The organism is Algoriphagus resistens (genome assembly GCF_001442615.1).
GTDB classification, from domain to species: domain Bacteria; phylum Bacteroidota; class Bacteroidia; order Cytophagales; family Cyclobacteriaceae; genus Algoriphagus; species Algoriphagus resistens.
Genome location: NZ_LMXN01000008.1, coordinates 191,634 through 214,004 on the forward strand (window position 1 = coordinate 191,634; position 22,371 = coordinate 214,004).

Genomic DNA, 22,371 nt, shown 5'->3' on the forward strand with positions numbered 1-22,371 from the left:
TCTCGCAAGGTTGATAATCATCCCACCTGTGACTCTTGAGTCATGCTCGATTCCATAGTTGTTTTTATAAATCGTATTGGTGTAAAAAACCTGTTTATGGCATTCTTCAACTATATCATTTCAGTACGCTTGTCCCTCTGTACAGCGAAATAAAAGAAGTCGGGAAATAACTTTTAAAGAGGTCTATTGAAGTGTTACCCTTATAATATCGGTAATTGGGGGCAATGTGGTAAAGGAATTGGGATTAGGGACTACCTGGATTACTGCGCTTTCATCCAATGGGGTACCTGCCAAATTGAATTGGGTTATTCCGGCGCCAGGAAATTGGTTAACAGCGGTTCCGTTGTCAAACAATGCGATTGACGAAGATATATCACCTTTTACTGTCGCATCTACCCCATCATTGACTGAGGCAAAAAACCAATCATTGGAAAAACCGTACATAGTGGCAATTGCCAGACGGTCACCGGTACTTATATTCAACGCTTGGGTCACTGAGCCCCCAACCTGGTCGCCAATTTTCGGCAGCAATACCGTAGAGTTTTCCTCAGCCAGCACATATACATCCTTCACTCCTTCCACGGTTTCCAGATAAGCCGCCAAGCCGGAAGCATCCCCTTGCTGGGCGAGTTCTTTAAGCCCTTCTCCCCGATCCTTCTCCCCTGAGTTGAAGATAGGGTTGTCTATCCCATTATACACAACAACCAAAACAGGGGAAAGCGGGGTAAAAATACCTGTCCGTGCCATTATATACTCTCCCAAGGTATCGTTTTGCCCCATTTCGGCAAGGCTTGTAAGCCCATTTGCAGTAGGTTGGCCTGGTACAAACAATGGGGATGGGTCCAGTAAATTGCTCCCCGCAATGTAGGAAACAGCCCAAACACCCGGACTAAACGGAGTCGGATTAGAGGTACTTCCTGAACTATTCTCAATAGTCAATGCAAAAGTGGAATTGCCTTCATAGCTCAATGTCAAATTCATAAGTGAGGATGCGGAAACATAGCTATTCCCCTGGGAATCGGAACCCACTACTTCTATGATTTGCTGAGGAGTACTCTCAGCTGTGCCTGGATGTTCAACGTCAGCGCCAGGCACCTGATTGATGCGGGTTCCATTATCCCATAATTTAATCTGGGAGGAAACATCGCCCTGGATCGGGGTCCCATCTTCTTCATACAGGCTTATCCCCGGATTATCCGGAGCAAAGAAAAGATCGTTGGACCAGCCGTACATGGTTGCAAAGGAAACTGCCTGTCCCTTGGCCGCTGAAAAACGGATTGTAATATTTTCCCCTGGCATGATTACCGGAGAAGAGCCTGCGTTTTGGAATGTCCCTGACTGGACCAATGCTTTTGATTCCAATACGTTTTCAATAGTGAGGGTAGATAGGGAATCCATTCCCTCCGGATCCTCATCCCCTGTATTACAAGAGGCAATGAGCAAGGGTAACCCCATCAATGGAAGCCATTTTAGATTTCTGTATTTCATTTTACTGTTTGTTGGTTTATAGACCAAAGGTATCCTGCTTATTCAGCGGTAACGATATCCATATTTCCCATATACTTGCCCGATTTTCCCGAGACACGACCTTGTCTAAAACGGAGGTCACTGGGCCACTTTCCATGATAAAGGTTATAAATACAGCCAGTTTGCCTGGCATTACAGGCAATGGCGAAATAAGAACAACGCCAGTGGTAAGCTGACCCACCGTGCCGGGGAGAAACTGCTGGTGGACTTTTGCGGAAAAAAACTGCATTACGTAGACCGCCAGACCGGCGAACAGATCACCGGAGTAGTCTTTGTCGCGATATTGCCCTATAGCCAAAAACGGGAAGATTTCATAAGCTGGTTTATTGTCTGGGATGGATAGGTGGTGTTCCCTATGCCTTTGTCCCTGAAAATCTTAAGTGTGCGGTGCACAAAACCTCAAAACACGCACCTATCCACCACATTTCTAGAAGAGGTGGTTACGAGCCAGAGCAGAAGGGGGGAATTCAAGACCTGGATCAGTCAGCTAAGGTTTGAAAATTTGATGCTCTTTTTTTTAGTAAGGATACTGGGGGTGGCGAAAAAGTTAAAACATTCTAGCTCAGGGTTCATTTTTTTCCCATCCGGTTTAGGTTTTGCCAGATCCTGATAAGCAGGCCCTTCCAACACTTTCCCATCAATGGAAAAGCGACTGCCATGGCAAGGGCAATCCCAGCTTTTCTCAGCACTGTTCCAGTGGACTATACATCCCATATGTGTACAGACTGAAGAAACCAGATGTAACTTTCCTATTTCATCCTTATAGGCAGCTATTTTCTCCTTATTGATTACCAGCGTTGTCCCTTCCCCCCTTTTTAAATCAGCTAAATCTTTATCCTGATCATAAAATAGCCAGTCTTGAAGCAGGTGTTTGCTTACTTCATAGTTTTCCTTCAGGAGTGTTTTTGCAGAAGCTATCGGAGTAAACCTTTTAGGATTATATAATTCCCTCCATTGGTTTTCTTTCCCGAGTATCCTATCACTGATGATCATCGCTGCAAGGGTACCATAGACCAGCCCATCAGCTGCGAACCCAGTGGCAATGAATATGTTTTTCTCCATAATACTAGTGCCGATGTACGGGAGATTGTCAGCTGGGCGGTAATTTTGGGCTGCCCAGGTGTAATCAATACTGTCTACTTCAAAATACTTTCTCAGATACAATTCCAGTTTCACAATACTATCTTCAGCATATTCCTCCTGACCCACAGGGTATGTTTTACCTAGAACAAGTAGAAAATCTCCTTCCGGGGATCGGAAAGGCCGGATAGAATACTGCCTGTTGCCAACGATATGCCAGTATACTCCAGGAAGAGGCAATGGGCCCTTTAACCGTACTGCCAAAGCGGGCTCCCTTTTCGCTTGCATAGCTGTATGAACAGCATAAATACCTTTGGGTGAATGTGTGGCCATCACTACCTTCTCTGCCTTGACAGTTCCTCTGTCTGTTTGCAAAATGCAAGGATCTCCGTCAGTTACATTTAAAACAGAGGTTTCTTCAAAAATCAAACAATTGGAAGAATCTGTATGCTTAGCCAGTGCCTGGGTATAAGCCAGTGGATTGAACTGTGCCTGATGATGGATAGTGGTGATATCGGAAGCAGGAAATGGAAAACCTACCAAAGCACCTGAGACTACGGCTAAACCTGCTTTAAATGCGGCTTCATATTCCTTTTGTATTTCTTCATTTATTCCTTCGGTATCAAACAAATGCCATGGGACCCGTTGAAAATCACATGCAATCGCACATTCATCCACCCGCTGTTCAATAAAATCAATTGCTGCAAGGCGGGAGGAAACCACCTCCTTCAACACCTCATCTCCGTGCTTTTCTGCCACGGAAAACAGACGCTCATCCACAGGAGCATAAAGGTTACCTGTTGAAGAACCCGTGGTTCCCATACTTACTTTGTGTGCTTCAAGCACAACTACTTTTTTTCCTGCCTGTGCCAGCAAATAGGCGGCACTGATTCCAGTGATACCTCCGCCCACCACAGCAACTTCGGTTTCAATGTCACCTGACAGACATGGATAGGGTCTTGGATCGGATATCTCACTCCATAGTGCTTTATTTTCACAACCAGTTGATCTCATCATCACTCAATATAAGGGGACCTGACATTTTTTCTTGTGAACAATCCCGCTCCCACTGCAAAAACCCCGAGTGCAACATGTGGCCATTTTACCACATCTGCAAAATCAAAAACCCAAGGAGAGATTATCAGAAATAGACCGGCTATAACATCCATGGTTAAGTGTGTAGTAAATGGAATAATCCGCGCAGCCGCCAATTCATAATCCGTCATCAGACTCATAAGTAAAACCGCTACACCTATAATGACAGGTATCCACATGGCAGTCCCTTCATTCGCAAAGCCAAAAATCCATGGACTTGCCACAAATAGAACCACCGACAAATAATCTAGTATGCCATGGGTTTTTGAATCAATAAATCTCATAGTTATATTTTCTTTGTTAGTTTTTTTGTTCCGCATCTGTAGTGATAATTGTTACCCGATAGATACAAAAAGTGTAAGCAGTCACCATTATTGCCAAGATCAGATTTCCCTTTTCACTGAATCTAAACTGTTGAATAAAAACCAACATACCTTACTCAGGCTTATCTACTGGATCGTTTTCAGTTGCAGGTCTGCCATCTTTTCCCGCGGTATTTTCTGCACCTACAATTTCTTCTGCCCTGACCAGGTGGGCATTGATATGCTCAAGCGTAGTCCTTGCATAATTTAAAAAGCTGGGATTGGCATCCTCATTTATTCCATTTTGGAACAACTGCTGGGCCTGCTGATGGGCCTGGACTTGTTGATGCATGTATGCACTGTCAAAAGCTTCGCCTTCCAAAGCTGAAATTTCATCCTGGATACGCTTGTGCTCCATCTTCAACGTATCGGGAATAGCTATATCCTGCTCTTCTGAAATTGCCCTAAGCTCCCGTAAAGCTGTTGTGTGTTCCTTTACCATGGTTCCAGCAAACTGAGCTACAGTCTCGGAAGCCGCCTTGGACTGGGCAAGTTCACCCATTTTGATTTCAGCCAGGTTGGAATAGGATGCCTCAACCGCAAAGGTTTTTTCCTCTTCCATATCATCGTCTATCTCGGAATCCTTGTTTCCGGTATTTCCCCCGTCACAGGCTACGGCCATAAAAAAAACCAAAGACTCAAAATTTAAAAAGCTCTTTATAGACGAGATCAAAGACATCTATTGGGCGGAAAAACACCTGGTGAAGGCATTGCCCAAGATGAGCAAAGGGGCAACATCCTCCAAGCTTAAAAAAGCTATTGATACACACCTTGAACAGACAAAAGAACACGTGAACAGATTGGAAGAAGTCTTTGAAATTCTCGATCTAAAACCACAGGCGAAAAAGTGTGATGCCATGGAAGGCTTGATAGAAGAAGCCCAGAGTATCCTTGAGGATACTGACTCGGATACCATAAAGCGTGATGCAGGAATAATCATTGCCAGCCAAAAAGTGGAACATTATGAAATTGCCTCTTATGGGTCATTGGTTTCGGTTGCAAAATTAATGGGACTTTCTGAGGCTGAAAAAATTCTGTCCAAGACCCTGGATGAGGAGAAAAAAACAGATGCTCTTCTAACCAAGCTTGCAGAATCAGAAATCAATGAAGAGGCATCATCAGAATAAGTAATTGACTTATATAGGGCGTTTTTTCAAGTGTTGAAATGGGAAATATTATTTGTTTCTCACTCTGGGGTTGTTCTTTGGAACAGCCCCAATTTTCATAGATCTACTTTAACCTGATTGCACGTAAAACCAAATATGATTATCTGATCCTATTCGAAGCTGTGGCAAAGTGCTTTTCATCCACAGAACTAAGAAAACAAAACACCTTGGCATATAATCTTCGCTTGGAATCATATAGTGGCTTAACATCTGTAAAGACTACATGTATAAGATAGAAGAAATTGTTCCTGTTCTATCATGGGTTGGGGTCTTTGCACAGGGATAACTCGTCCATGCAACCCTAAAATGGCATCAAATTTCAGATGATGCAAAAATGAGCTGAATGAGGCTCAATAAAAACCAACCAGAGGTATAGTTACGCATTAGGAAAATACGTTGCCAATACCTAAGGCATCCTAGGCACACGGGACTGTAAAATGCAGTGGTGGATTGACTTCTGAAAGTTCGTCCGTAAACTCCTGCCCATCCCAAAAGCCAATAAGATTCTCTACCAGGACATCCGACTTATCAGATGATGCGGCTTTGGCACATAAAATACCACCTCAAATGGCAAAATACTACCCTATCATAATGTTTGAAATTCATAAAGAGATTAAATAATTAGGGCGAGCTTATATCCTTATTTAGTATCATCTTGAAGTTAAATTTAGCGGTTTCAGAAATAGCGTTGGAATATCCACAACCATTACCCAAGGGTAGGAAGTATCGAAAAAGTATCAATAAGAGATCATATCCCCTCAAGCAGGGAAAGGTTTTCCTCCGTATTCTTCTAGCAGTAGGATTGTTCAAATTCCATGAAGTAATCCTGCCGTTTCATCTCAAATATGCAGGAATGCCAACAGACAAATCACTCCAACCATGGATTGATGAATATGCCCTTTCGAAGACAAGACAGCCATTGGAAGTAGTCGTTTTTTTTACTCCAAAAGCGAACATAGCGCCCAAAAACATTATCTTTTGCCGTGCCATTTTATAACCCATCTTTCTGTTTACCTACTCTGTTTTAAGCCAATAGTAGGGCATAAATTCAGAATTTTGATACAGGCATTATTGTAAGATCATGAATTTTCCAATGGATGTTTTGAAGCTCCTCCTTTGCCTTTTCCAAGGGAGCTTCCTGGTCAGGCGTTGTATTGACTATTATGTAAACTTCCCCGAAATAAACCTGTCCCTGCTCCCTAAACCTTACCATGGCATCGGCCACCCAGGGATATTCCAAAACTCTCTTTCTGATTTCATCCACGAGTGGGTCGGGACTTGTACTGGTTACATCCATTGGAGTCCTATCCATTAAATCCAAGATGGAATTCTTCAGGTTTTTGAACCCGTCTTTGATCACAGCAGCGGAAATAAACAAGGCTGCCAGGGAATCCATCCACCACCACCCCAAGCCGATCCCTATTATACCTGCTATTGCTGCAAATGCGGTCTGATAATCAGCCTTCTGGGTATCCGCATCCGTATACAGGATCTTGTTGTGAAGTCTTTTTGCCAACGGCAGTTTTTTGAAACCCAAAACCATAGCGGGAAAAGCGCTGTAACAAAGGGCCAAAATCATGATCCATCCCAACCATATTTGCCTGTCAAAAATGAAGACCGTACCGACGGTAGACCTTTCCATTTTAATCAATGTAAGGGTAGAATCTATTGCCAAAAAGCATCCAATAGAAAACAATGATTTGATTTGATCTAATTCGACAAAGAACTTCTTATTTCAAAGATAAGAAAAGAATCCTACAGACATCAAGTGATGATGAAAAAATAAAAATCTTTCGACATTACACTTCTCCTCCTGTATTTATTTCGACATGAAAATATTTATATGTTGAAATATATCCGTATTTTCGACATGAATATTATTTCATGATGAGTCAATCGACATAAGTAAATGATAAAGATGAAATTCTGATAAAGTTTCGACATATGGCATATAATAAAGACATTCCCTATAATGACCTTCCAGATTTACCCCCGGTAACTTTTATGGAGTCTAATGAACTATTAAGACATTTTGTAATCTTCCCCTAATTCTATTGCGTATATATATAAGTTATGTGCAACTTAAGACATACTGACAATCATAATTTTTCTAGTTTAGCAAAACCTACTGTCTTTCTATAATTATCGGGAGAAACACCTACTTTCTTCTTGAAAAACCTACTAAAATAAAATTCATCGTCATACCCAAGATTAGCTGCGATTTGTTTCAAAGGTTTTGAGGTTAAATATAGTTCGCGTTTAGCCTCTATAATAATTCTATTAGAAATTAACGAACTAGGTGTTTGCTGTAAATATTTTTTCACAATTCCAGCCAATGTTTTAGTGCTAACACATACAACATCTGCATAATCTTTCGGAGAGTGTAACTTAGAATAATTCTTCTCAATAGAATCTACTAAATTTTGTAATATTTCAGATTGATCATCAGAAAATTTTGGCACTATATCTTTATTGGATTGTTTTTTTTGTCTCACAGCTTCTATTAAAAACACCTTTAAAAAAGCCACAAGAACCTCATGCTGAGCAATAGAATCTCTATCCATTTCTTTTGAAATTTGATCTATAAGGTTAAAAAACAACGCTTCTTCAGAAATTTTAAAATGTGGTAATCCATGAAAGTTGTTAAAAAGAATGCCCTCTGTTTCAATTTCATTTTGATATCGATATGTGCAAAAAAAGTCAGGGTGAAAATTTAATAACCAGCCTAAACAAGACTCTTCAGAAGAAATCATAAATGGTTGATAAGGTGACAAGCAAATCATTTGGTTGCCTTGTAATTCATAATTAGAAACATCTACATTTAACTTGTAATTGTTTCCTTTTAGTAAAATAATAGAATAATAATTTTTTCGCTGTAAATGGTCAAATTGATTAAGATTTTCAAACCTTTCTAGTCTAAATGCCAGTTCACCATTTTGCTTATCAATAATAATTTGAGCCATAAGAGTCTATTTCTTCTTTAATGTTACGTATTAAAAAGAAAGGAGTGTTTGTTACACTCCTTTCTAAAGATAACAATTATTTCGAAGCTATGATGTCTATTTTTTGAATTGCTGATGCTTCAAAACCATCTAAAAGAACAGGCGCATTTTCCATAAGTGCTGCTGCAACTTTCCCTGTTAAATGTGTATCTCTACCAGAATCATCTGCAAAAGTATCAAAGATTGCATATGTAGTAGCATCTATTTTTATAGCATACCAAGATAAAGTTTTTGGCTCGTCACCAACTAATTGTTTGCCGACATTAAGGAAGTTTTCAACATCTGTTGTCTTTGCTTCTTTAGATTTCATAATAACAAGCAAACCCTTGTTTTGCAATCCGGATTTATGATTAGATGCTAATACATCTACTGCTTGAATATCTGTGCTAGGATCAAAGTTCTCTAATAAATCACCTGCATTTGCTAATAATGCCTTCGCAACTTCGCCTGTTAAATGTGCTTGTCTTCCTTCTTCTACTTCAAAAGTATCATAAATACCAAAAGTATTATTATCTATTTGAAAGGCAAACCAAGATACTGTTTGAGGTTCTTGATTTACTAATGCTAATCCACCAAGTAAGAAGTTTTTGACGTCTTGTTCTTTTCCTGTTTTTGCTTTCATAATTACTAATAATCCGATAGTTTCTTTTTTTGTACTGTTCATAATGTTTGTGTTTTTAGATTTTGAAAATGTTTGAATTGTAAATCCTAGTAGAAAAACTAGGAATGCTAATTTTAATGGAACTTTAGTTTTCATCGTTTCTTGTTTATTTGTTACAGTGCAAATTTGAGACGAAACAAAAGACTATGGAATGGATGTTTATTACTAACGCATGGACAATTTTCAAAAAAAGCAATACTATTGAATCCAGTTGTAATCTTCCCTTAGCTAGCTACATCTAAAACTAAAGAATTCCAATCAGATTTGCTATTGCTATCCTGTTGGAATGTGGGAAAATCGGAGAGTTTTCCATATTTCAACAGGAACTCTGTCGGCGTTAACTGTCCTAAAGAGGAATGAGGCCTTTCATTATTGTACATCCATGCCCATGCCTCTGCATATTTTCTTATCTCGGGCAGGCTGTCAAACATATAACTATCCAGCACATCCTGTCTGAACGTTCTGTTGAACCGTTCGATCAAACTGTTCTGTGTCGGCTTGCCCGGTTGGATAAACTCCCATTGGATGGCATTTTTCTCACACCACGCCCGCATGGATTCGGCAACAAACTCGGGGCCGTTGTCCGAACGGATCTTGTCGGGTTTGCCACGCCATTCCAGTAACTTTTCCAGTTCACGGATCACCCGTTGCGCAGGCAGACTCGTGTCCACTGTAATGGAAAGAGCCTCTCGGCTGAAATCATCGATAACATTCAGTGTACGGATCGTCTTGCCACTTGCAAGCGTATCGTGCATGAAATCAAGGCTCCAGGTGATGTTTGGGCCGACAGGACACAACAATGGTGCTTTTACGCGGGCAGGGAGACGTTTCTTGCGCTTGTTGCGCAGATTTAATCGCATGGTGGTGTATATTCTGTAAACTCGTTTGTGATTCCACATGTACTGTAACTTTCTAAGCCGGTGCCCATCAATCTTTGCATCCCTTCCAATAGATCATCCACATAGCAAAAGCTTCGGGTTTGCGAACCATCTCCATAGATAGTCAACGGCTGGTCGTTCAGCGCCTGTAAAATAAAATTGCTTACCACTCTTCCATCATTTGGTTGCATATTTGGGCCATAGGTATTAAAGATCCTCAGCACTTTAATAGCTATATCATGCTGTCTATGATAATCAAACAAGAGTGTCTCAGCACATCGCTTTCCTTCATCATAACAGGCTCTGGGTCCGATTGGATTTACGTTTCCCCAATAGGATTCAGGCTGTGGATGAAGAGAGGGGTCTCCATATATTTCAGACGTACTGGCTTGCAGAATTTTAACTTTTAATCTTTTGGCCAAACCCAGCATATTTATAACTCCCAGTACTGAAGTTTTTACTGTCTGAACCGGATCAAGCTGATAGTGGATTGGACTTGCAGGACATGCTAAATTGTAGATTTCATCGACTTCCACAAACAATGGGAGTGTGATATCATGCCGCATGAACTCAAAATTCCTATAATCCAGCAGTTCGTGTATGTTCTGCCTCCTTCCCGTAAAGAAATTATCCACGCACAGCACTTCATTGTTGTCATCCAGTAATCGTTTGCATAAATGAGAGCCTAAGAAACCGGCATCTCCAGTTACTAAAATACGTTTCATGATCTAGTTGTTTTAGTTAATAAAACTTCAAGGCACCTCACTTTGTAGCCACTTCAATGCTGAAAGACAAAATTCATCAACATCCCAGTTACAGCTCAGGGATTTAAGCACATCATGTTTTTTGCTGTTCTTTGGCGCTAAACAATAAGGCGGCAACATCATCTTCACAAACCCCATTCCTTCTACAGCTTCAGAAACAACCAAATGATAATGAGGAATGAAATTGCTTCAGATTCTTAGGGAGTACACCTGATCTGCCCATAATCAACCGCTATACCGCTAGAACATACTTTAAAATAAAAAACCAATATGTCAAAAATCAATAATATCAGTGTTGCTTCTATTGGATAAAGGCATACACATCATGTTACATCCCTTACACTTTCTGTTGGGAAATCAGGAAGATACGCTTTACAGGTAAAAACTAAAGAGCGGTTAGAACTATGAGTCCGGAAAATTTTGAGCTAATAACATTTTGGCCCTGAAACTAAGCTGCTATAGATCCTACAGAAATGCATGTCGCATCAAGTAAAGGCATTCGACTTAATGACTCTTCCTTGCTACTCTGCTCTTGTCCTTTCCCAAGGTTATTGGGAAAACTGGACGCCATGGCTTTCCTCCTACTTCCTCAAGTATTTTGGGGACTTATATGGACTGAATTAAATTGTAAATTCGTACCAACATCTTTTGATTGATCCGGTTGGTTAAACCCCAAAACAATAGTGAAAGTGAATTAAGAAAGCATTTCCTGTAGAGGATGATCCCCCAATAACCTATAAAACCTTACCCCATGACTAGCCTCTTTTAAAATGGTGGATGGATACAGAACGGGTATCAGCGGTATTGGAATTTTTTATCCTGATGGAACTGAAACGCAAAGAAAAGGGGTAAAAATTGACATCGAAGCAAATCCAACTATTGAAGGAATCGCGGCTGGCAAGGATGAAATACTCGAGAAGGCGATTGAGTTTATTAATCTCAATCTCTAGGTTCCCAATTAAATCCCCTCTCACCTTAATATCTACTTCACGATTTCGAGGTTAAAGTCGATGGAATATTAAAATTCAAAAACCGGGAGGTAGTCCGTAGAAAACCCTGATTTTAGAAAATTCTGCTTAATTCCTCAATTTTTTGAAACTGACAGGCCATCCGGCCTTTGTGCATACAATTGGGTAAAACCGGAATAGGGCATGTGAAATACATGGTTAAAAAGAGTAAATGAATCAAAGGAGGACATTAAAGAGCTAACACTCCCGATAATTCTGTGGAAACACTGAAATTCCTTCACATTCCCTCCCATTTCCAAAAAATCCCCTGTATTGAATAAGATACTGGCCAATCCCTTTAGCTCAGCAACGGCAACAGCAGCCTTACTTTCCTGTTTGAGGATTTTGACGACCTCCACGTTTTCCTCCGGAGGGAGTAAATGGGACAAATCATGGAGAGGTCGATACATTTCATAGGAATAAATACATGAAACAAAAACAAGATATTTGGTACATGAAACAAGTTATATGTGCCATGATGGTACATGAGATACTATATGTATCTTCATTAATAAAAGGGAGATATTCTATCTCGAATTCATTCAAAAAATGGATGACGGCTCTGTCTTGTTATTTATATTACATTCTTATTAATACTCTCTGTGAACTCACAATGGGTTGAAGATGGAACCTACCTGACAGTAAACAACATCTCACTAGGTTATAACTTCCTATTTCAGAAAAAATCTGTTTTAAATCAGCTTCGGGTTTATGGTTCGGTCCAAAATGCTTTGGTCCTGACCGGATATACTGGAATGAATCCAGAAATCAATGTGGGTGGTATGGACCCTACCAAAGGAGTCGGTATTGATGAAAATGGATACCCAGTCCCTAGAGTATTTGCCATTGGTATCAATGCAACTTTTAAATAATCCCTAAAGTCAAAACAAATGAAAATCAAAAATAAACTACTGCTATTGATCTTTGCGGGTTGCACCATGTTTTCCTGCGATGAAGGCTTTATTGACCTTTCTCCAGAAGATCAACAGTCTGCCAATTCTTTCTTTCAAACGGAAGATCAATTTTATCAAGCAGTCAATGCTGCTTATACCCCATTTCGGGACTTATTGGTGAATGATTTTTTCACAGGTGAAATGAGATCTGATAATACTCATTATGAATATTCTGATATCAACTTCGGTACTGCCTACATTTTCAGAAGGTCAATCGCCGATTTTAATGATGACGAGTTCAACTCCTATTCCAATGCAGTGTATTTCCATTGCTATAAGGGAATATCTAGATCAAATATCGTTCTGGACAGAATCGAGTCTGCAAGTCTCTCTGAGGAAGCAAGTATGGATATTATTGGCCAAGCTAAATTTATAAGGGCGCTGAATTACTTCAATTTGGTCAGATACTTTGGAGATGTTCCACTTTATCTTCACGAGGTCACATCTACTGAAGGTGCTTTCCTTCCTCGATCATCCACACAAGATGTCTATAATCTTATTATTCAGGATGCAGAAGAAGCCATTTCCATGCTTGCTGCTCCATCTGGATTTCCGCAAAGTGGACGAGCTACCAAAGGAGCTGCTACTATGCTGTTGGCCAGAGTTCATCTCAGGTTAAAGAATTACCAGAAAGCAGAAGAGTTACTAAAAAATCTTCAATCCATGGGTTATGGCCTATTGGAAAACTATGAAGATGTTTTTGCTCTGGAGTATAAAAACAGCAAAGAATCCATCTTTGAAATACAGTTCAAACAAGGAGATCAAGGAGGCCAACAAAACAGCCTCATCTATAGTTTTTTACCCCGATCTCTCAACACTTCGCTAATAACAGGTGTTGCCACCAACAACTCCGGAGGAGGAGGTTGGAATACCCCTACACCGGAATTGATCGCCTCCTTTGAAGAAGGAGATTCAAGGTTGGACGCATCAATTGGAATTGCAGAAGGAACATATGATGCCAGCAACTATTTCACAATTTCCGAAAACAAAAGCATTTTGGACTACACACCTGAAGAGGGGAAAATTGGAGTTCCATACATAAAAAAGTATGTAACTCCGCATTCCCTACCTAATAATACTGATAGTAATTGGCCAATCTTTAGGTATTCTGATGCATTACTTTCTTTGGCAGAGGCACTTAACGAACAAGGAAAATCAGCAGAGGCACTTTCCTACATCAATGAAGTTCGTGACCGTGCTTTTGGAGAAGGAGTTAAACCAGTTACAACTACCGATCAAGCCGAACTGAGACTGGCAATTCTACACGAAAGACAAGTAGAGTTGGCATTTGAAAATCATAGATGGCATGATTTGGTTCGGACTGGAGAAGCAATTATAGTCATGTCTGATTTTGGAGCAAAGCAAAAAGAACGGCATGATTACCTAACTGCTGAAACCTACCAAATTGATCAAAACCGCCTTTTGTTTCCCATCCCAAAAAGTGAAATAGATCTTAATCCTGACCTTACTCAAAACGCAGGATACTAAAAACTCAAACAAAGCCCGGCAATAAAATGTCGGGCTTTATAAAACCAATTCAGCATCATGACAATAACATATATCCCCCAAAAAAAACTACGCGGGGTATTAAAATCAACGTTTGCCTTACTATTTGCTATTGCGCCTTTTCAATTGTTTTCTCAATCCACGCAATACAAGGATAGTGATGAATTTTCCATAGCAATTTTGCCAGACACGCAATATTATACTGCAGAATCAAAAGGAGCAGATAATTCCATGTTTATGGCTCAAACCGCATGGATTAGAGACAATGCAGCAAAAGAAAAAATCGCTTATGTCATCCATCTGGGAGATATCACTGACCATGGAGAAATCCATCCCAAGGAATGGGTAAATGCCTCCAACGCTATGTATCAACTGGAAACAGCACAACCAAATTATCCTCATGGAGTTCCATACGGACTAGCGGTTGGCAATCATGACCAGACTAAAAGTCAATATCCCTTAACAGGAATAACAGCTCAATACAATCATTACTTTGGGATTGATCACTTCAAAGATAAACCTTGGTATGGCGGTCATTATCGTAATAACAATGATAGCCCCTATGACCTTTTTGAGGCGGCTGGAAATAAATTCATAGTTATCTATTTTGAATATGACAGCTATGATGAAGACATTGAGCCATTGAATAAATGGGCGATCAATTTATTGGAAAAGTATGATGATCATGAAGCCATTTTGGTCAGTCATTCAATTATTCATCTCAATCAAACACCAGGCACGAATAAAAAAGGCTTTCCACGATTTATGAAACAGGGTCAACGAATATTTGATGAACTCAAAAATCATCCAAATGTTAGACTCTTACTATCAGGTCATGTCGGAGATAATGGAGAAGCTTTACGACAAGATGGATATTCCGGCAACATTATCCGATCAATTCTGACTGATTATCAGAGCAGGGAAAACGGTGGCCATGGATTAATGCGTTTAATGAAATTCACCAGATCCACGGACTTGGTTCATTGTACTACATTTTCTCCTTACACTGGTGAAGTGGAAACTGATGCAGACAGTGACTTTTTCTTCCCATGGAAAAACCATACTACAGTAGCTAGAACATTGGATTTTGACAACGACCAACTCACTGATATGGTAACCTTTGATGCTGGCAAATGGACGATTAATGACACCAATGAGTTGATACTTGGGCAAGATGGAGACATCCCTTCACCTGCTGACTATAATGGGGATGGTAAAACAGAAGCAGCTGTATTCAGGCCCTCTGAAGGAATGTTTTTACTTTGGGACGGAAGTATAATTAAACTTGGATCCGAGGGAGATATTCCGGTTTCCGGAGATTATGACGGAGATGGATTTGCTGAAGCAGCTGTGTATCGACCATCTAATCGAACTTGGTATTTTGACCAACTTGATAGTATTGTATTCGGACACCCTAAAGGAATTCCAGTCCCTGCAGATTATGATGGAGATGGAATGCTGGATGTTGGCATATTTCGAACAGACAATTCTCTTTGGCAGACGACATTGGGAAACATACCACTTCAGATTCCCCACATTCCTGGCGACATCCCTGTGCCTGGCGACTATGATGGAGATGGAAAAGCAGAGATGGCCCAGTACAGACCTTCAACAGGCGAATGGTTTATAGACTTCAATCCTCCTATTCAGTTGGGCAGCCCCAACTCAATTCCACTTCCTGGCAACTACATTCCCGGAGGAAAACTACAACCTGCAGTCCTTAACAGTGACGAAATCCAATTTATGGATGGAACCACAATAAAAGTAGCAAGTCCTAATTCACTTGTGAATTACACATACCCTGCTAAAATTATGTTTTCTGAAAAAGACTAAATACATCCCAACATCTGAAAAAAGAAGCTGTTCACGACCATGAACAGCTTTTTTCTATCAAACCTCTACTGAAATTTAAAATTGAGCCCCGCATATGGTCTGGTAAATACAAGACTTCATGTTAAAGATGCGGAACTCGCACTTAAGGATGGCCTATTTGCCAACGATTATTACACCCAAAGCTATGAAGCGATGGGTTTGTTGGCGTATGATGATTTCTATGAGTTTGGGGTGAAAATCGGAATCCTAGAAAACAGAGTGAAGCGGATCATTCAAGAGTTTTCCAAACCTATAAAAGAAATCAAGCCTTTACTTAATCGAAGCTATTTAAGAGAAGAAATGAAGGGTCGGTATTTAAAATCATACGAAGAACGCTTAAGCTTTTTGAAAAGATCCTATTTAAAGAGGGAGCCCCAGAAGTAACCTTAATATATCAAACTCAGATTTGGGTTAGCTAAAAAGGAAGAAAATCCGTACTTCCCGAGGCCAACCTGTTTATGAAAATCCAAGACATTTCACCCCAAGAACCCTACTTATGATCCAAAGTGTCTATTCAGGTTTCTGAAAACCAACAGGAAATCTTAATGGATCAAAACCCCAAACTAATTCCAATAAATAATAACAGGAAATCGTAATAATCAGAACAGAAATCAGATTCAACCACAATCCTGCACGCATCATATCTTTTATTTTCAGATAGCCTGAGCCCATCACTACAGCATTAGGGGGAGTAGCAACAGGAAGCATAAATGCACAAGAGGCAGCCATAGCAACTGGCACCATCAGTAAATAAGGGTGTACGTCCAATGTATACGCCATAGGTGCCAATACCGGCAAAAACATTGCAGTTGTTGCTAAATTAGAAGTGATCTCCGTCAAAAAATTTATACCCAAAACAAGAATAAATACGACAATCAAAATAGAAAAACCTCTCCCACTACTCATTCCTGTCGCAATCCAATCTGACATGCCAGAGACTTCGAAGCCCCTAGCCAACGCTATCCCTCCACCAAACAATAAAATTATTCCCCAAGGCAATTTGACTGCCTCATCCCAAGTGAGCAAAGCTCTTTTTTCAGATTTAGAGGGAATCAAAAACAGAATAATTGCTCCAAACAACGCAATGTGTGCGTCATCTAACATTGGCAACCACTGTTGTAAGTAAGATCTACAAATCCACCCGAAGGCAGTGAGCAGGAAAACCAACATAACAGCCTTTTCATCCGCACTTAGATTCCCTAATGAGTGTAGCATCTTAGCTATTCCCTCCTTGCCATCACCCAATTTGATCCCTCGAAAATCAAAAACAAACCTGGTCAAGGAAAGCCAGCAAATAAACAATAAGCTAAAAGACACAGGCACCCCAAACTTCATCCAATCCCAAAAACTTAACTGAATATCATAAACCTGTTCGAACACACTTGCCAACACTAAATTAGGAGGAGTACCTATCAGAGTCGCAAAACCTCCAATCGAAGCGCTGTATGCAATAGCCAACATCAAAGCCTTTCCGAATGCCAACCCAGTATTACTTTTCTCCTGATTAAACTGTTGGACAATGGCCATTCCAATAGGTAGCATCATCACTGATGTGGCTGTATTCGAAATCCACATTGACAGGATTGCGGTAGCAAGCATAAACCCCAAGATTATACTGGAAATATTGGTCCCTATTCCTGAAATAATCATCAAAGCCATCCGTTTATGCAGATTCCATCGCTCTATAGCAATGGCTAGCATAAATCCGCCCATATATAGAAATATATACTTATGAGAATAGGCTTGTACAGCCTGATCCAACTTCATGACATGAAGCAATGGAAACAAAAGGATGGGCAATAAAGAAGTTACAGCCAAAGGCACCGCCTCTGTTACCCACCAAACAGCCATCCAAGCAGTGATTGCAAGTACAGCTTGTGCATCATTCTCTAAGCCCACCGGCGCTGGCAAACATTGGATAATTGCAAATGTTATTGGACCACTTAGCCCCAAAATCACCCGCGTAAAATCAGTTTTCATCCACCTGTTTTTCCCATTCCTCCATCATTGCATCTACCAAATCTTGAATAAATTCTCCGTCCTCAGCAGAAAGTGCCATCAAAAAAAATGATTCGCCCCCCTTGTCAATATCGGTGAGTCTAACTGGCAATCCTTTGACGGAATTCCCGGTAATGGTTCTATACAATACACAGGCAGTCAAGTAAGTCCCTATCGGAGAAGGGTGACTACCATCTGAATCAAATAAATCTAAATCCGGTCTCAGTGTTCTAGCTTGCTTCCAAACTAGTCCAACCGGAGACAACTTTGCGCCGGATTGACCTGCTAAAGAATCGTAGCCATTTGCAATGGCATCTTGCATCATTGGGTTAAACTCCCTTGCCCATGTCATATAAAGAATCGGAGCCGCATTCATCTTATTTATCCAATCAATCCACTTTGTCCCATAATTCATAAAATCAGCTAAGGAATCTAAGGTACTTCTACTATGATTCTGAAGTATCACGATATCCCAAGAGCTATCTTCTACCATTTTCCTACTTTTCAATCCTCGATAGGAATTCCAATGTTGTTTGAGTGATGAACCTCCTAAAGTGGATTTTTTGGACAGAACTACCTCTCCTCTTGATTCGGCCATTTTACTGACAACCTGGGGCAAATTCCAGTAATAGGTATAACTATTCCCGATAAAAAGTACTCGTAAACTATCCGATTGTTGGGCTGTAGATGCATGAGAAAACAAACTCAGAAACAGCAGAAAGACTGAAACCTGAAAGGCAAAAAAAACACCTCTAAATTTACCGATGTATAATTTCATTTTGAGTATTCGTTTTGTTGTAATTCAACTTGTTAAAAGGATTTTGACTTGAAAGCTTCCATTGATCAGTTCTAAATGGCGCCGCTGGTAGGCCATTGCTTCCTAGCAGATTAAGTTCTCCGGGATTATCTGCCCATGCATATCGAACACTAACAGGCTTCGTAACATTTGGACTACTGACAATTACAGTTGAATCAGATTCAATCCTGGCTTCGGCCCTATGAAAAAGTTGATCTGCACCAGCAATTGTAAAGCCGGCTAAAGTCTCACTGTTGCCAGAAACCAAGGTTATGCCTTTAGTTTGAAAACAAATTCTAATACTACTTTCCAAAACCTCGTGATTGGTATAAAGTGGTCCATCGGCAGCTAAAGACTTGCTATAAGAATCTTCAAAAGCTTGCAAAGCCAAGCGCCTGCCAACTTCTTGTTTGTTGGTAGGATGAATATTATCCGCTTCTCCCAAGTCAATAGCCACAGCCATTCTTGTTCGCGGGAGATCCAATGCTTCCCATTGTGACTCTCTCAGTTCTGCCCACAAGCTTTCAGTAGGCTGAGCTTTTACAGGTCTATAGTTGGCGAGCTGTACAAAATAAAAAGGCAGCACTTTTTGATTCCAAGCTTTTCTCCAGTCTTGAATCATGGATGAAAATAAATAGCGATAACTGAAAGCCTCAGAGGCATTTCCTTCTCCCTGATACCAAATGATTCCTTTCAGGCTAAAAGGGATCAATGGACTAATCATGCCATTGAATAAAGTACTTGGGAGATCTTTGGGATGTTTAGCTTTGGGAATTGGAGGCAATGAAACCGAGCCAACTAAAACCTGCCATTCACTTGCCAAATCAATTGTTCCCTCGGAAGTATGTACTGCTAAATTCTCTGGAGTACCTTTAAAACCTCCCGACCACCCGAGGTCTTTGACACGGACAACCAATACATTTTTACCCGGACGTAGAACTTCCTTTGGAACCGAATAGTTACGGTTTACAGTGGCTTGCCTGGTTACTCCTATCAATTCCCCATTCAGGTACGACTTGTCTTCATCATCTATTTTACCTAGATAGATCTCTATTGGTCCAGATGCTTGTTCCTCATTAAGCACGAAATCTTTTCTGAACCAGAACACACCATCAGTTTGCTCAAAGCCCATAAATTCCACCGTACCGGGCAGATCAACAGATTTCGCTTTTGACCATTGTATTTCTCCTTTTTCCCAATTGGCTTTTTCTCCCACATCAAGAGAATCCATGGACAGCCTCCATTTTTCTTCTTCATCATGATTTTCCTGAGTGGATAGGATCTGGTCAAGACTATCACGTGAGACTATCTTTCCATCCATAAAAGGAAATTTCGTCAACATCTCATGTCTGCTCCAAGCTTCAATATTTGTCCCTCCCCAATTTGCGCTGATCAGACCAATTGGAACATCTAGCTCGTGAACCAACTCCCGGCCAAAAAAATAGGCTACTGCTGAGAAGTCTGCAACAGTTTCTGGAGTACATGCTTTCCATACCGGATTATCTGACCATTCCTTTTCAGGACTAGCAGCCATTTGGTGAGGTACTTCGAAGAGTCTTATGAAATGATAGTTTGCAGCTTTAATCTCACTCTCTGCATTATGGGATTTCTCCACTGTCCATTCCATATTGGACTGACCCGAACATAGCCATACATCGCCAAACCAGACATCTTGAAACTCAATTGAGGACTTAGCTGATCTCACTACTATGCTATAAGGCCCACCTTTTACATGAGGCGGCAAAATAATTTGCCACGCTCCCCCCTTGTCAGCTACCGTTTCCCAAGAATTGCCCCCAAAGTAAACTGTCAACTTAGCTTTCGGCTCAGCCATTCCCCAAATTGGCACGTCCACATCTCTTTGCAGCACCATATGGTCTGTAAATATAGGGGCCACCCTTAGTGTCTTACCTTCAGATTGAAATGCAAAAAGCAGGGAAATCCCAATAACAAAGCCAATAAAAGTTGCCTTCATGTTAAACTGAAAATCAAAATTTAAGAAAGGCATAAAGATTCCTTCCTCTTCAGAAGAAGAGGAAGGAAAATCAGTAGTAGCCATTACCAGCCTGGATTATTGATATTGATATTCGAATTGTTATCAAGTTCTTCCTGCGGAAGAGGAAAAAGTGGATCTAAACTAAGATTCCCAATTGGACTATCATATTTGAGCATTGATCCTTCCGGCAAAATATCTGCATAGAAGTGTCTCTTTACTTTACTCCCATCTCCAAAAACAGTCCCCATTTCTCCCCAACGGATCAAATCAAAAATCCTAACGCCTTCAAAAGCCAATTCAACTCTTCTTTCATGTCGGACTACTTCTACCAAGTCTCCAGTTGTAATAGGGGGCATTGCTACTGATGGTCTGGCTCTTACTTTATTGACCCATTCCAATGCTTCAGCTTTGCCCTGCTCAGCCAAAGCCTCTGCCAGAATCAAATACAGTTCAGCAATACGCATAACTGGGACGTCCTGTCCAGACCACCTAACATTTGCCAAATGCTTTACTGTTCTAGTCATTTTGCGAACACTCATTCCACTTTCAGACCAACGATGATCATATTTCACCATGTCTCCCGTCTGATAGGTAACATTCGTTTTAATGGTATCGCCAACTTCATCGATTTCATGATAAACATATGAAAAACTCTCTCCAGGGTACACTTTAAAATTATCACCAGGAGCGTAGATTGTGTAATCTCTTCTTGGATCACCTTCTTCAAATGCATCATATAAATCCCTTTGGGGCAGCGCATATCCCCAACCGTCTCCGTCTATAGAAGTTTTCAATTCGGGAGGCATATCACGTACAAGTCGTTGAACTGCATGATTGCCTCCATGAAATTCATCATTATCCACAAAGCCCCAATACCAAAGAAGTTCCGGATTATTATCGCCCTCATTTTCATCCGCCCATATAGCTTCAAAATCATCCATCAGATGTTTGCCGGAGGCACCTGCTATCTCTATCGCCTCTCTGGCCGCAAGCTCAGCGTTTTCCCAATCCTGAATTGTCAGATATGCTTTTGCCAACATCGCCGCTGCAATAACTCTGGAAGGTGCTCCAGGATAAATAGGTTTTAACTGCAGGTTTTCCTTTGCAAAAGTAAAGTCATCTATTACCTGCTTTAACACCTCACTTTTTGGACTTCTGGGCAGGTGAAAATCATCAAAGGTACTCGCCAGATCCAAATACAATGGAACATCACCATAAAACTGGGTCAAAAAAAGGTAAGAATATGCCCTATAAAATGCAGCCTCACCCAAATAGGGAGCTTGCAGTGTAGGTGTAAAGTTCTCATCTGTTGACAAAGGGATATTCGCCAGCGCATAATTAGCAGCATTTATTGATACATAGGGATACCGCCACCAACTTTTGACATTCTCATGAGTTGGAGTGATATTCCATTGTTCCAAAGCTATTGATGCAGCCCTTACTGGTCTCCAATAACTATCATCCGTCAAAGCATCTAAGTGAATAGTAAAATCCCTATATAGCATATTGGCATTGCCTCTAAACCAAGGCTCATAACAGGCATTCACTGCAGCCCTTGCCGACTCCGCCCCTACGAAGAAATTTGCTGAATTGGGACGGTCTAATGGATATTTGTTCAAGAATTCATCTTCATTGCAACTGGTAACCAGTAAAATGATGACAAGAAGAAATAATTGCTGTATGTAATTTATAGATTTAGTCATGTGAA

20 protein-coding genes and 1 pseudogene are annotated in these 22,371 nt (G+C 40.6%); 6 read left to right on the top strand and 15 right to left on the bottom strand.

Going from position 1 to position 22,371, the window contains the following annotated elements; all coding sequences use genetic code 11:
• Nucleotides 1–183: 183 nt before the first annotated feature.
• From AS141_RS15525 to AS141_RS15545, 5 genes are all read right to left on the bottom strand, one after another.
• Entirely contained in the window at nt 184–1,488 is a 1,305-nt protein-coding gene (locus tag AS141_RS15525; protein ID WP_057938589.1) for a spondin domain-containing protein, read from the bottom strand.
• Between the two features lie 16 nt (nt 1,489–1,504).
• A complete protein-coding gene (locus AS141_RS15530) occupies nt 1,505–1,825 on the bottom strand; it encodes a hypothetical protein (protein ID WP_057938590.1) in 321 nt (106 codons plus the stop codon).
• A gap of 185 nt (nt 1,826–2,010) precedes the next feature.
• Nucleotides 2,011–3,624 (bottom strand): FAD-dependent oxidoreductase, encoded by a 1,614-nt coding sequence (locus tag AS141_RS15535; RefSeq protein ID WP_082632317.1) that lies wholly within the window; start codon nt 3,622–3,624, stop codon nt 2,011–2,013.
• Nucleotides 3,624–3,986: an SPW repeat protein gene (locus tag AS141_RS15540; RefSeq protein ID WP_057938640.1), complete on the bottom strand. Its 363-nt coding sequence runs from the start codon at nt 3,984–3,986 to the stop codon at nt 3,624–3,626. The genes AS141_RS15535 and AS141_RS15540 overlap by 1 nt, the downstream gene beginning before the upstream one ends.
• 151 nt (nt 3,987–4,137) lie before the next feature.
• Nucleotides 4,138–4,698 (bottom strand): DUF4142 domain-containing protein, encoded by a 561-nt coding sequence (locus AS141_RS15545; RefSeq protein ID WP_232424935.1) that lies wholly within the window; start codon nt 4,696–4,698, stop codon nt 4,138–4,140.
• On the opposite strand from AS141_RS15545, the gene AS141_RS15550 reads away from it, so the two are divergent.
• Nucleotides 4,649–5,191, top strand: a complete 543-nt coding sequence (locus tag AS141_RS15550; protein ID WP_082632326.1) for a YciE/YciF ferroxidase family protein — start codon at nt 4,649–4,651, stop codon at nt 5,189–5,191. The two genes, AS141_RS15545 and AS141_RS15550, sit on opposite strands and share 50 nt — an antisense overlap.
• A gap of 1,087 nt (nt 5,192–6,278) precedes the next feature.
• Here the strand turns inward: AS141_RS15550 and AS141_RS15560 are convergent.
• From AS141_RS15560 to AS141_RS15580, 5 genes and pseudogenes are all read right to left on the bottom strand, one after another.
• Nucleotides 6,279–6,926 carry a cation transporter gene (locus tag AS141_RS15560; protein ID WP_057938595.1) on the bottom strand — a complete coding sequence of 216 codons (648 nt, stop codon included), beginning with the start codon at nt 6,924–6,926 and terminating at the stop codon, nt 6,279–6,281.
• 403 nt (nt 6,927–7,329) lie between these two features.
• Nucleotides 7,330–8,193, bottom strand: a complete 864-nt coding sequence (locus AS141_RS15565) for a helix-turn-helix domain-containing protein (RefSeq protein ID WP_057938596.1) — start codon at nt 8,191–8,193, stop codon at nt 7,330–7,332.
• 76 nt (nt 8,194–8,269) lie between these two features.
• Nucleotides 8,270–8,989: a putative quinol monooxygenase gene (locus tag AS141_RS26875; protein WP_057938597.1), complete on the bottom strand. Its 720-nt coding sequence runs from the start codon at nt 8,987–8,989 to the stop codon at nt 8,270–8,272.
• Between the two features lie 128 nt (nt 8,990–9,117).
• Nucleotides 9,118–9,792 (bottom strand): IS3 family transposase, encoded by a 675-nt coding sequence (locus AS141_RS15575; RefSeq protein WP_082632320.1) that lies wholly within the window; start codon nt 9,790–9,792, stop codon nt 9,118–9,120.
• Nucleotides 9,768–10,496 (bottom strand): annotated as a pseudogene (locus tag AS141_RS15580) (NAD-dependent epimerase/dehydratase family protein); the annotation flags it as partial. The pseudogene AS141_RS15580 and the gene AS141_RS15575, both read right to left, overlap by 25 nt.
• A gap of 809 nt (nt 10,497–11,305) precedes the next feature.
• Here AS141_RS15580 and AS141_RS15585 point away from each other — a divergent pair.
• Entirely contained in the window at nt 11,306–11,485 is a 180-nt protein-coding gene (locus AS141_RS15585) for a hypothetical protein (protein ID WP_057938599.1), read from the top strand.
• A 134-nt stretch (nt 11,486–11,619) separates the two neighbouring features.
• Here the strand turns inward: AS141_RS15585 and AS141_RS15590 are convergent, their stop codons facing one another.
• On the bottom strand, nt 11,620–11,952 hold the full coding sequence (locus tag AS141_RS15590; RefSeq protein ID WP_057938600.1) for a hypothetical protein: 333 nt from the start codon (nt 11,950–11,952) through the stop codon (nt 11,620–11,622).
• A 192-nt stretch (nt 11,953–12,144) separates the two neighbouring features.
• Between AS141_RS15590 and AS141_RS15595 the strand changes: the two genes are divergently transcribed.
• The 4 genes from AS141_RS15595 to AS141_RS15610 all read left to right on the top strand — a co-directional run bounded on the left by AS141_RS15595 (nt 12,145) and on the right by AS141_RS15610 (nt 16,257).
• Nucleotides 12,145–12,414 (top strand): hypothetical protein, encoded by a 270-nt coding sequence (locus AS141_RS15595; protein WP_057938601.1) that lies wholly within the window; start codon nt 12,145–12,147, stop codon nt 12,412–12,414.
• A gap of 18 nt (nt 12,415–12,432) precedes the next feature.
• Nucleotides 12,433–13,983 carry a RagB/SusD family nutrient uptake outer membrane protein gene (locus tag AS141_RS15600; protein WP_082632322.1) on the top strand — a complete coding sequence of 517 codons (1,551 nt, stop codon included), beginning with the start codon at nt 12,433–12,435 and terminating at the stop codon, nt 13,981–13,983.
• 57 nt (nt 13,984–14,040) lie between these two features.
• Complete coding sequence (locus AS141_RS15605) at nt 14,041–15,834, top strand: metallophosphoesterase (RefSeq protein WP_057938602.1); 1,794 nt, start codon at nt 14,041–14,043, stop codon at nt 15,832–15,834.
• Between the two features lie 81 nt (nt 15,835–15,915).
• Nucleotides 15,916–16,257: a hypothetical protein gene (locus tag AS141_RS15610; RefSeq protein WP_057938603.1), complete on the top strand. Its 342-nt coding sequence runs from the start codon at nt 15,916–15,918 to the stop codon at nt 16,255–16,257.
• A 126-nt stretch (nt 16,258–16,383) separates the two neighbouring features.
• Here the strand turns inward: AS141_RS15610 and AS141_RS15615 are convergent, their stop codons facing one another.
• The 4 genes from AS141_RS15615 to AS141_RS15630 are packed head-to-tail and all read right to left on the bottom strand — an operon-like array spanning nt 16,384 to nt 22,366.
• Nucleotides 16,384–17,853, bottom strand: a complete 1,470-nt coding sequence (locus tag AS141_RS15615) for an SLC13 family permease (protein WP_057938604.1) — start codon at nt 17,851–17,853, stop codon at nt 16,384–16,386.
• Nucleotides 17,843–18,649, bottom strand: coding sequence for a DUF4886 domain-containing protein (locus AS141_RS15620; protein WP_057938605.1), 807 nt, complete (start codon nt 18,647–18,649; stop codon nt 17,843–17,845). The genes AS141_RS15615 and AS141_RS15620 overlap by 11 nt, the downstream gene beginning before the upstream one ends.
• Nucleotides 18,630–20,726, bottom strand: coding sequence for a sialate O-acetylesterase (locus tag AS141_RS15625; protein ID WP_057938606.1), 2,097 nt, complete (start codon nt 20,724–20,726; stop codon nt 18,630–18,632). Before AS141_RS15625 ends, AS141_RS15620 begins: the two co-directional genes overlap by 20 nt.
• Nucleotides 20,726–22,366, bottom strand: a complete 1,641-nt coding sequence (locus tag AS141_RS15630) for a RagB/SusD family nutrient uptake outer membrane protein (RefSeq protein ID WP_232424937.1) — start codon at nt 22,364–22,366, stop codon at nt 20,726–20,728. Before AS141_RS15630 ends, AS141_RS15625 begins: the two co-directional genes overlap by 1 nt.
• Between the last annotated feature and the right edge of the window lie 5 nt (nt 22,367–22,371).

What these genes read in the sequence shown, in the direction of transcription:
- AS141_RS15525 (WP_057938589.1), bottom strand. Translation starts at nt 1,488, where the DNA reads ATGAAATACAGAAATCTAAAATGGCTTCCATTGATGGGGTTACCCTTG.
- AS141_RS15535 (WP_082632317.1), bottom strand. Translation starts at nt 3,624, where the DNA reads ATGATGAGATCAACTGGTTGTGAAAATAAAGCACTATGGAGTGAGATA.
- AS141_RS15540 (WP_057938640.1), bottom strand. Translation starts at nt 3,986, where the DNA reads ATGAGATTTATTGATTCAAAAACCCATGGCATACTAGATTATTTGTCG.
- AS141_RS15565 (WP_057938596.1), bottom strand. Translation starts at nt 8,193, where the DNA reads ATGGCTCAAATTATTATTGATAAGCAAAATGGTGAACTGGCATTTAGA.
- AS141_RS26875 (WP_057938597.1), bottom strand. Translation starts at nt 8,989, where the DNA reads ATGAAAACTAAAGTTCCATTAAAATTAGCATTCCTAGTTTTTCTACTA.
- AS141_RS15575 (WP_082632320.1), bottom strand. Translation starts at nt 9,792, where the DNA reads ATGTGGAATCACAAACGAGTTTACAGAATATACACCACCATGCGATTA.
- AS141_RS15585 (WP_057938599.1), top strand. Translation starts at nt 11,306, where the DNA reads ATGGTGGATGGATACAGAACGGGTATCAGCGGTATTGGAATTTTTTAT.
- AS141_RS15590 (WP_057938600.1), bottom strand. Translation starts at nt 11,952, where the DNA reads ATGTATCGACCTCTCCATGATTTGTCCCATTTACTCCCTCCGGAGGAA.
- AS141_RS15600 (WP_082632322.1), top strand. Translation starts at nt 12,433, where the DNA reads ATGAAAATCAAAAATAAACTACTGCTATTGATCTTTGCGGGTTGCACC.
- AS141_RS15605 (WP_057938602.1), top strand. Translation starts at nt 14,041, where the DNA reads ATGACAATAACATATATCCCCCAAAAAAAACTACGCGGGGTATTAAAA.
- AS141_RS15615 (WP_057938604.1), bottom strand. Translation starts at nt 17,853, where the DNA reads ATGAAAACTGATTTTACGCGGGTGATTTTGGGGCTAAGTGGTCCAATA.
- AS141_RS15620 (WP_057938605.1), bottom strand. Translation starts at nt 18,649, where the DNA reads ATGAAATTATACATCGGTAAATTTAGAGGTGTTTTTTTTGCCTTTCAG.
- AS141_RS15625 (WP_057938606.1), bottom strand. Translation starts at nt 20,726, where the DNA reads ATGGCTACTACTGATTTTCCTTCCTCTTCTTCTGAAGAGGAAGGAATC.
- AS141_RS15630 (WP_232424937.1), bottom strand. Translation starts at nt 22,366, where the DNA reads ATGACTAAATCTATAAATTACATACAGCAATTATTTCTTCTTGTCATC.